This window comes from Prevotella amnii DSM 23384 = JCM 14753, assembly GCF_000378745.1.
In the GTDB taxonomy this organism is placed as follows: domain Bacteria; phylum Bacteroidota; class Bacteroidia; order Bacteroidales; family Bacteroidaceae; genus Prevotella; species Prevotella amnii.
This window is the reverse complement of sequence record NZ_KB905310.1, coordinates 8,190-12,235: the sequence shown is the minus strand read 5'-3', so window position 1 is coordinate 12,235 and position 4,046 is coordinate 8,190. Positions and strand designations below refer to the sequence as shown.

8 protein-coding genes are annotated in these 4,046 nt (G+C 38.6%); 3 read left to right on the top strand and 5 right to left on the bottom strand.

All coding sequences use genetic code 11. From position 1 onward, the window contains the following. The 3 genes from F596_RS0109740 to F596_RS0109730 all read left to right on the top strand — a co-directional run. Positions 1–214 (top strand): DUF6926 domain-containing protein (locus F596_RS0109740; protein WP_019036803.1); only part of this gene is annotated, 214 nt, incomplete at its 5' end. A gap of 31 nt (positions 215–245) precedes the next feature. Beyond that, positions 246–527: a hypothetical protein gene (locus F596_RS0109735; RefSeq protein ID WP_004338369.1), complete on the top strand. Its 282-nt coding sequence runs from the start codon at positions 246–248 to the stop codon at positions 525–527. Between the two features lie 4 nt (positions 528–531). Further along, the gene (locus tag F596_RS0109730; protein WP_004338368.1) at positions 532–750 is read left to right on the top strand and encodes a hypothetical protein; all 219 of its coding nucleotides are present in this window, start codon (positions 532–534) and stop codon (positions 748–750) included. 195 nt (positions 751–945) lie between these two features. Here the strand turns inward: F596_RS0109730 and F596_RS0109725 are convergent, their stop codons facing one another. The 5 genes from F596_RS0109725 to F596_RS11130 form a co-directional block, all read right to left on the bottom strand. Next, the gene (locus F596_RS0109725) at positions 946–2,064 is read right to left on the bottom strand and encodes a DUF6575 domain-containing protein (RefSeq protein WP_004338366.1); all 1,119 of its coding nucleotides are present in this window, start codon (positions 2,062–2,064) and stop codon (positions 946–948) included. An 11-nt stretch (positions 2,065–2,075) separates the two neighbouring features. Then, the gene (locus F596_RS0109720; protein ID WP_004339669.1) at positions 2,076–2,519 is read right to left on the bottom strand and encodes a hypothetical protein; all 444 of its coding nucleotides are present in this window, start codon (positions 2,517–2,519) and stop codon (positions 2,076–2,078) included. A 122-nt stretch (positions 2,520–2,641) separates the two neighbouring features. Then, positions 2,642–3,148, bottom strand: a complete 507-nt coding sequence (locus F596_RS0109715; protein ID WP_004338365.1) for a glycoside hydrolase family protein — start codon at positions 3,146–3,148, stop codon at positions 2,642–2,644. 11 nt (positions 3,149–3,159) lie between these two features. Next, positions 3,160–3,621: a DUF3872 domain-containing protein gene (locus F596_RS0109710; RefSeq protein WP_019036799.1), complete on the bottom strand. Its 462-nt coding sequence runs from the start codon at positions 3,619–3,621 to the stop codon at positions 3,160–3,162. 12 nt (positions 3,622–3,633) lie between these two features. After that, a partial coding sequence (locus tag F596_RS11130; RefSeq protein WP_019036798.1) for a conjugal transfer protein TraO occupies positions 3,634–4,046 on the bottom strand: 413 nt, incomplete at its 5' end.

The following is a 4,046-nucleotide window of genomic DNA, read 5'->3' as shown; positions in this document are numbered from 1 at the left end:
AACGTGGAGTTTAGGCTACCTTATCAATGGAGATAGTACAGGACTGACAGACGAAGAAATCGCACTCGCAGACCAATGGAGTAAGGACACCAAAGCGGAGGTTATATCGCCCCACACAGACATAGAGGGGAATATGCAACCTTATTTTACCCACGTTCCAGCCTTTGGACTACCCACCGAGGTAGAGGACTGCGCCCTTATTTGCAGAGAGTAAATAAAAACATCAACCTATAAACGACAACAATATGAAAGTACAAGTAGAAGGCATTATTCATAATTTTTCGAGCAAAGCTCTCAACAACTCGTGGGCAGATGAAATACCCAACATCATCGTGAGAGTTATCAATGCCATAAGCATAGCCGAGAACAAGGAGGAGTTGCAGACCGCACTCCTTCAAATCTCCCAAGAAACGGAACTTGACAAGTTTTTTGTCTATGGTTACGGCGCACATCATTTTTGGCTAACCCACCGTTGGCTATCGAATGGTGAACCAATGGAACACAGATTACTAATCGCTGAGTTTTGAAAATATGGAAAGGAAAGTTTACAGAGTACGCACCCAATACGTTTTTGAAGGTGTGTTTGAGGTTGTAGCCACAGACCGAGAGGAAGCCGAGCGGAAAATCCTTGAAGATTGTGGAATGGTGATGGGCAGAGGAATACACAGCACACTGCCCGATGAACAAATCAATTGGGCTTTCGATACCCACCCCGAAGAGCGGATAATTGAAACAACCGAAAATCCCTAACACAATGAGCCACGCAACCTTAAAAAAATGCGTGGCTTCTTTTCTTTTTCTTTGAACGAGCAGGCGACCAAAGAAAAGAAGCAAAAGAAAGTCGCTAATTATCAAAAGCTTAAATTATAGGATGATCTTGAGGATCTTTATAAAGAGGTAGAAGAGCAAGAGAGGGATGGCAAAGTGCCATCTTCCCCTTTGTTTTTATATTTTTGTACATTCTATAAGCTTATATGTTGTTTTTGGCTTTGTAGATATATTATTTGCATTCTGATATTCAATACATTTTATTTTATATTGATGTAATTCCCCTAATGTAACTCCATTAAGGATATTAGCCTCAGCTGTTGTACCTGTTATTTTCTTTTTATCGTAAATAAAAGTCCATTTCCCATTACATAGAACTGTACCAGAAGCAAAATAACCAACAAATTCGGTTATGACTTCCTCTAATTCTATGTGTGCATTTAAATAATCATATACTCTTGAAATTGCATTTAATGATATAGTAGAACCAGAGATACTTTTTTCTAATGTTGATGTAACCCATTTATGTTTAAAAGACAATTTATTAGTTTCTAAGACTTGCAAAAAAGAGCGCATACTGCTTAATGTATGTCCCTGTAAATCTTCAATTTTTTCTTTCAATCCATCTACAGAGTCTATTGTAAATATTTCATCAATTTTCTGTAAAGTAGATGATATCCTTGATGCTTCACCAAACATATCAAATGTTTCATTTAGAATAAAGTGTACATCAAAAGATGCGGCCTTTAATGCACAAGCTCTCATATTTGCTTCAGAGGCATGTTGTTTACCAAAGCTTTTAATGTGACAGTTACGTATCATAGCTTGGTATCTGTCTAAAGCATTTGTTAATACATTAATATCAATGCTATGAGAATTATCAATGTCACTAAATGCTATACAAGACATTATTTTACCATTTTGTAATGAACCTGAAATTAATTCTTCATTATCAATTGCTTCATAATTACAGAAAAAGCCTTCATCTGGTAGCATAAAAGGCTGTACCTTAATAGATTCAAGGGGTATGGCTAATATATCATTTGCACCTCTTACAATTACATCAAGATAACTATTATCTTCTGGTTTTTTATATATAGACAATAAATCTATTTTCTGACCTTTAAATAAGTTCAAACGTTTTTCACTAATCCTTACAGCGAGATATTTATAACACGTTTCATCATCATACGGATATAATAGGCACAAATAATTTGCGCCAAAAATATCTGTCGCTACAAAAACTTGTGGTATCTCATAGAAAACAATAACCTCTATAAATTTTAGTTGAATCATATTGCTTTCGGTTAAAGAGTTATTTCTCTATATTGGATTTCAGCTTTGTTTAAATCAAATAAAGTTGTATGCCACCAAGTATAATGATTTGCACAGTTATTACTTGGAGTTTTTAGCATTACACCATATTCTGGGCACATTATTATTTCTGCAATTCCATGCAAATGTTTCAAGTAAGGAAGTTTCGCCATAGAACGTGCATCTTCCAATGTGCATAGTGAAGATAACCCAGATGCTTGCCATAGTTTGTTTCCAAATTTTTTCTGTGGATACAGCTCAGTATGAGGTTTTAAATCATCCTCTGTCATGACGCTATCTTCTTGAATTAGACGAAATAAAGGTTCATTGTCGTATGCAACTACGACATCTTCAGGAGGAGTGTTGGCTGGCAACTGTTTAGCCCACGAAACATTATATTTACTTCTATATTCTGTCAATTTTGTTGACGTATACATATTGTTTGGTAATTATATATACTTTTTGTTTGCAAAAGTAATATTAAATATTTAATTTTGCAATGCCATAAATGCTTTTCCATAAAATTTAAAGAGTTTTTAGGTAAAAAGGTGTTCAGTAATTACAAGATGAAGAATAGAGCAAACTCCACCTGTCTTCGCTTGACAAGCCCACGCAAAACCTTTCCTTTGTATCGACAGAAGGAAACATACTCTCGATAGATACTCCTATCTCCACCTTCTATTTTTTTGAGTAATTTGCTCTTGGGATGTTTGCCATACCCCAACAACCGACCTACTCCAACATTGTAGGATAAGACGGCAAGCAATAGGGCATCTTTGCCATATTCTTTGAAGCATTCAATGCATTTCCAAAGGTCTGCACGAAGCAGGGAGTCTGCCTGCCATTCCGTCATATCCGCTGTGAAACGCTCTCCTGGTTGCAGCTGATGCCCATATCCAACATACGGATAATTCTTCCAGCTGTGCATACCCTCAAAGTATTTTACAACGACTACCGCACGTTCAAAAGGTGGCAAGTCTGCCAACCGCACCCTCCGCTGAGCAAGGGTCGGCTGACAGAACAGGCAGAATACACAAAGTAAAATGAAAGAATGTATCGTTCGCATCCATTATGTTCTTAGTGGCGTGAAGATGCAGGCTTGTCCTTGCCCTCTTCCCGCTCGTTGTTAAAACTAAAGGTTAGCTGCTGAACCCTGCCGAAACTATCCTCCACATATACATCAATCGTCTGGCGGTCAGATGAGAGTGAGGTGTAGTAAAGTCGGAAAACATCCTTGGTGAGCGGATAGCGGTCGTTGGGCTTGAATACCGTCCCATTGTCCATTCTTAGCGTTCCTTTCCCGTCCGGTTGGAAATATCTGATGGTGTAGCGAGTGTCGGCAAAGTCGCCTTCACGTTTGAGTGTACACCTGATTTCTGCCGTCTGTCCCTTGACGATGTCCTTCTGGACAGGCATCGTCTCGACAGTGAACGGGTAAGACTGCTGAACATCCAACTCCCTATCACAAGCAGATAAACAAAACACGGCAAGGGTTAGCACTCCCATTACCCATATACTATTAAAAAATTTCTTTTTCATTGTTCCCTACATTTATAGATTAAACCTGATTCCTGCCGATACAGCAGGGCGAAAATGATGAACATCCGTACCAAAGAGTATGCGTCCCTGTCCTTTGAGTAGCAACAGCACATTGTCCAATAAGAAACATTCTATGGATAGATGCACCGCTCCACCATAGACGAAGTGAGAGCCATCGAGCAGTTTTGCGCCATCGGGAAGTAGTTTCTTATCTTCGTTAAGTTCCTCATAGCCACCCAAAGCGGATATTCCAGCATAGGCAAATACATTTTTACCATTGTCAGAAACAATAGGCTGCATATAACCCAAATGCACGAAGGCATCTTTGAGTTTCACATCATAGCTGCGATACGGCATATTTTGTTGCTCATATTCTACCGTAAGAAATGAATAATTCTCACGCTTCAGATAGCGAGTGAGCGAAA